Origin of the sequence: Mycobacterium sherrisii, from assembly GCF_002102355.1 — a bacterium.
Taxonomy (GTDB): Bacteria; Actinomycetota; Actinomycetes; order Mycobacteriales; family Mycobacteriaceae; genus Mycobacterium; species Mycobacterium sherrisii.
The window spans coordinates 1-4,925 of the sequence record NZ_LQPT01000017.1; the positions used below are offsets into that span (position 1 = coordinate 1).

The 4,925-nt window shown below is 62.3% G+C and carries 3 protein-coding genes and 1 pseudogene; all 4 read left to right on the plus strand.

The genetic code is table 11. From position 1 onward, the window contains the following. The first annotated feature begins 163 nt into the window (after window positions 1–163). Window positions 164–787, plus strand: a complete 624-nt coding sequence (msrA, locus tag AWC25_RS01470; protein WP_069403039.1) for a peptide-methionine (S)-S-oxide reductase MsrA — start codon at window positions 164–166, stop codon at window positions 785–787. A 57-nt stretch (window positions 788–844) separates the two neighbouring features. Further along, entirely contained in the window at window positions 845–2,587 is a 1,743-nt protein-coding gene (locus AWC25_RS01475; protein WP_069403038.1) for a cytochrome c biogenesis protein DipZ, read from the plus strand. Window positions 2,588–3,277: 690 nt separating this feature from the next. After that, window positions 3,278–3,927 (plus strand): annotated as a pseudogene (locus tag AWC25_RS01480) (transposase); the annotation flags it as partial. A gap of 168 nt (window positions 3,928–4,095) precedes the next feature. After that, complete coding sequence (locus tag AWC25_RS01485) at window positions 4,096–4,854, plus strand: transposase (protein WP_483406793.1); 759 nt, start codon at window positions 4,096–4,098, stop codon at window positions 4,852–4,854. Window positions 4,855–4,925 lie beyond the last annotated feature (71 nt).

The window sequence follows — 4,925 nt, forward strand, 5'->3', positions numbered from 1 at the left end:
CGCCCTGGTGCGCGCCGGCGCCGTCTTCCACAAAGGCAAACTACTCGAACGCCCCACCGACATCACCCCGCCGCAACCGCCCTCCAACGGCGATCAGCAAGCCGGAACGGAGGTCGCCTGAAAAACCCTGATCCACAGGTCTTGACAATTTCTCGGAGGCGCAATGCCCTCGCTGAACATTCCTGGGCCGACGGTCGATGAACCCGTGGGGGCCGCGGGCAGTCGCGAGACCGCAGTATTGGCGGGGGGCTGCTTCTGGGGAGTTCAGGGCGTCTATGAACACGTCAAGGGAGTCAAACGTGCGATCGCGGGGTACGCGGGTGGCGCCGTATCGACGGCACACTATGACCAGGTGAGCACAGGCACGACAGGGCACGCGGAGTCGGTGCAGATTACCTACGACCCTTCCCAGATCACCTACGGACAATTGCTGCGGATATATTTCTCCGTAGTGCACGACCCGACCGAACTTTCCCGACAGGGACCCGACGTGGGAACGCAATACCGGTCGGCCGTCTTCCCGCAGAACAAGATTCAGAAAACCATCGCCGAGTCGTACATCGCTCAGCTCGACGATGCCAAAGTCTACGGTGGGCCGATCGTCACCCGGGTCGAGACGGGAGCCGGATTCGTTCCCGCCGAGGCGCATCATCAAGATTTCATGAACTCCAACCCGACCTATCCCTACATCGCCATCAACGACATGCCCAAGCTCGACAGCCTGATACGTCAAAATCCTTATCTGTATCGAGCACAACCGGTCCTCCTCGGCGCGAGTAACAGCTGAGGTGGGCACGAGTCACCGCACCGGCGCAACCACGGTGGGTCGGGCCGGGCGATCGAGATGTTGACACTCATCGCCATGGGCTTTGTCGGCGGACTAATTACCGGAATCTCGCCGTGTATCTTGCCAGTGCTTCCGGTGATCCTCCTGTCAGGCGCACGGAGCGCCCGGGTCGCTGCTGGAATTCCTGCTGCGCCCGATACCGGCGGCCCGCCGGTCAAAAATCTACGCTCCGAGTGGTTGCGGCCATATTTAGTGATTGCCGGTCTGGTAACCAGTTTCAGCGCGGTCACCTCGTCCGGATCAACATTGCTGTCGCTGCTGCGGCTGCCACAGGACGCCGTGCGGTGGTTCGCACTGATCGCGCTTGTCGCGATTGGCCTGGGATTGATCTTCCCGGCTGTCGAGGCGCTCCTGGAGAAGCCGTTCTCTTTGCTGCCGCACAAGCGGTTCGGTTCGGCCAGTTCCGGTTTCGGCTTGGGACTCGCACTCGGCGTGCTGTACGTGCCGTGCGCAGGACCCGTACTTGCCGCTATCGTCCTGGCAGGCGCAACCGGCTCAACCGGATTGCCGACGATCGCTTTGACATTAGCTTTCGCTGCGGGCGCAGTGGTGCCGCTGTTGACCTTCGCACTTGCCGGACAACGTGTGGCGGAGCGAGTGCGGGCGTTCCGCCGTCGCCAGCGCGAAATCCGCACCGCCGCGGGTATTGTCACCATCATGCTGGCCGCGGCGCTGGTGTTCAACCTGCCCGCGATACTGCAACGGGCAATCCCCGATTACACCGCGGCGATTGAGCGAAAGCTTGGCGGGGGAGACGAAGTCCGCCGACAGCTCAACCTGAGTGGCGCGGTCAATGGCCAGAATGCCGCGCTGTCCAATTGCACAGATGGTGCGGCCGATCTCGAAAGTTGCGACGCTGCACCAGATATCGAAGGGATTGGCCATTGGCTCAACACGCCAGGCTCGGCACCAGTTGACCTGCGGTCACTGCGCGGGAAGGTCGTCCTGATCGATTTCTGGGCTTACTCGTGTATCAACTGCCAGCGCAGCATCCCCCATGTTGTCAACTGGTACAGGGCGTACCACGACAAGGGATTCGAGGTTGTCGGTGTTCATACGCCGGAGTATGCCTTCGAGCACGACGCAGGCAACGTCGCATCCGCCGCCGCCATGCTTGGGATCACCTACCCGGTCGCATTGGACAATGCGTATACGACATGGACCAACTACCGCAACAAGTATTGGCCAGCGCACTACCTCATCGACGCCAACGGCACTGTCCGTCATATCAAGTTCGGCGAGGGCGACTACGACGTCACCGAATACCTGATCCGGCAACTCCTTTCACAGGCAGACCAGAGCGTCAGCCTGCCGCTGGTTGCCGACCTGCCCGACACAACACCGATCTCAACCCTGACTCCGGAGACCCGCCTTGGGGCCCGCATGGTGGGCAACTACGCCGGCCGCGGCACCTATGATCAGGGCACATCGACGTTTGACTATCCCGCCCAACTTCCAGCCGATACGTTCGCCCTTCGCGGCCGATGGACCGTGGACGATCAGGCCGCAACGGCAGAGGACGACAACGATGCCATCGCGCTCAACTACCACGCCCACCTGTATCTCGTGGTGGGCGGCACCGGCGTTGTGACCGTAAAGACGAACGATGAGGTCACCCGGATCTCCGTTACTGGGCCACCCGGCATGCATCAAATCGTTTGCGACGAAACCGGCGGAACTGGGCAAGTTGAGGTCGGGCTATCCCGGGGATTGCGCGCGTACTCCTTCACCTACGGCTGACGTACACCTGGGCACGCGCCTCGAGGCCGGGGTCGAACCCCGCGTCAGCTACAGGTAATCAGTTGCTGTTGTGATTCCAGCCCACGAACAGCCGCTCGGGTTCTTCAAGCGCTCGACGCAAATTTCCCTACCGTGAAGGTCTCAGCGCTTCTCCTGCCATTGATGACCAAAAGTGACAGACGGTGCCGTAGTGGTACTTTCCACCGGCCGACTTGGACCGCCGTTGCCGGCTGGGAACGACCCAAGCTCCCCGAACTCGAGCACCTGAACCTCGACGCCTTCTCAAGCCCGTCACCGTACCGACTCTCGAGCCAGCGCCGGTTAAGCCGCTACTCGCGGTCCACCCCCTGCGCCCGGCGGGGGACCGGCGCAGTTGGCCTCGCCTCGACGGAGGCGCGCGCAAACCTCCAGACACGTTGCAGCAACGCTTGATTCACTAGCCGCGTCAGCGCGACAGCTGCACCTAAGCGTACGCCCACATCGAAAGCGTCTTGTTTAGGTGCCCAATGAGGTTCGTGGACATGATTTTCGGCAAGGAGGGATGAGCCACGTGTCGGCGGCCATGAAATTCTCCCCATAGGTGGCCTTTTAATTCCCCGCCGGTGGGCGTCGCGTTCCCCGTCTGCGGCCGGATATTTCCCCGGCGTGTTGCGGGCTGGCGGGGTTGGTTTGCGGCAAGAGTCGCCGGCCATGAAATGCAGTAGGGAGATCATCGAGATTTTGGAGGCCTACGACCTGACCGGTAGTTATCGGGGCGCAGCGGAGTTGGCGGGCTGCGACCACCACACGGTCGCCCGGTATGTGGCATTAAGGGAAACGGGGCAGAGTCCGGTTGAGCGGGTACATCGCGCTCGACCAATCGATGACTATTTGCCGAAAATTGAAGAGCTGGTGGCGCGTTCGAATGGCAAGGTCCTGTACATCGCCGTATCCAAGCGCTTGGTTTTAGGGGTGGGGAACGCACCACCCGCCGGGTGGTCGCGCAGGCCAAGCAGCGGCTGCGCATGGGCCAGCATCGGGTGTTTCGGCCCTGGCTGGCTGAGCCGGGGCCGTGGTTGCAGTGGGATTGGAGTCAGGGCCCAACGATTGGTGGGCGAAGAACTCAGCTGTGGTGTGCCTGGTTGGCGTGGTCGCGGTTTCGGGTGGTGATTCCTGCGATGGACAAGACCCTGCCCACGGTGGTGGCCTGCTTGGACGCCACGCTGCGTCGTCTGGACGGCGTGCCTACGTATGCGTTGACCGATAACGAGAAGACCGTGTCGATTGAGCGCGTAGCTGGGATCGCAGTGCGTCATCCCGAGATCGTCGAGGTGGCAAGGCATTACGGGATTGTCGTCCGCCACGGTGATGGGACCGGTTTGAGCTGGGTTTAGCCACGGTCATGGGACCACCTGATTGCCAGTCATGGGACCACGGGCGTGTCGTGTCGGTGGCCGCTCGATAACTGGATCGGATCGCTTCACATCGATTGCATGTGAAGGGGTCCGCGGATGTTTCGGGAGGTTTCTGTGGTCGAGATTCGTGAGGTGCTTCGGGCGTGGCTGGCCGGCCACGGGTTGCGGGTGGTGGCCAGCCAGGCCGGGGTAGATAGAAAGACCGCGCGGCGTTATGTGGAGGCGGCGGTGGCCGCGGGCCTGGAGCGAGCTGGCGGTGTCGATCAGATCGACGATGCGTTGATCGGCGAGGTTGTTGCGGTGGTGCGCCCGGATCGTCCGCAAGGATTTGGCTCCGCGTGGGAAGTGTTGTGCGCCAACCATGATCGCATCAACAAGTGGGTCGATGATGACCTGACGGTGGTCAAGATCGGCGACTTGCTGGCCCGTCAGGGTGTGATCGTGGCGCAGCGGACACTGCACCGTTATTGCCAGGCCAGGACCAGCTATCAGGGCCGCCGGCGGGCTGGGACGGTGCCGGTGGTCGATGGTGAGCCGGGGGTGGAATGTCAGATCGACTTCGCCCGGATGGGCATGCTGTTCGACGCGGCGACGGGACGGCGTCGGGTGGTGCACGCGTTGATCTTCACCGCGGTGTGCTCGCGGCACATGTTCGTGTGGTTGACCTTCGCCCAGACCCTGACCGCGGTGATCGACGGCTGCGAAGCAGCGTGGACGTTCTTCGGCGGCGTCTTCAAAGTCCTCATCCCCGACAATATGAGTGCCATTGTGGCCCATGCTGGTTCGGTGAATCCGAGGTTCACTGTCGGGTGGCTGGAGTATGCCCAAGCCCGTGGGTTCAGCACGGACCCGGCCCGGGTGGCCCACCCGTAAGACAAACCGCGTGTCGAGCGGATGGTGCAGTACGTGCGCAACAACTTCTTCGCCGGCGAAGACTTCACCGA